A 436-nucleotide genomic window follows, 5' to 3' on the forward strand; every position below is an offset into this window, starting at 1 on the left:
GATCACAACCCTCCTCAAGATAGATTATTCTATGTGGAGCAAATACTGCTTCTGCAATCTGCTTAGCCTGACCTACTTCCATTAGCACATTTTCCCCTTGGTCAGGAATAACTGGGGTCGTTTGCTGTAAATGAGATCGAATAGCCTCAATGTCCTTTTCTGATAGGAAGACGCTGACATTGACAACCGGTGTCATAAAAATTAGATTCGACAAGTTAATGGATGAAATAATCAAATCAACATCCTTCAGTCGTTCCTCTGTAACTTCATAATAACTAACCGTATCAAGAATTTCTAAGCTGGATGAAAATTCTTTCTCCAAGCGATTCTTTAACATCAATGCACTTCCAATTCCGGTAGCACAGACTACCAATACTCTGGTCTTCTTAAATCCCTGATAACGTTCAATTGCCGCCATCACATGTAAGGTAAGGTA

Annotated in this window: 1 pseudogene; it reads right to left on the reverse strand. The window is 39.7% G+C overall.

What is annotated here, in order from left to right:
- Positions 1-436, reverse strand: a pseudogene (locus GR212_RS36635) (hypothetical protein); the annotation flags it as partial.

It is taken from the genome of Martinezella lusitana (genome assembly GCF_010668395.1).
Classification (GTDB): Bacteria; Pseudomonadota; Alphaproteobacteria; order Rhizobiales; family Rhizobiaceae; genus Rhizobium; species Rhizobium lusitanum_A.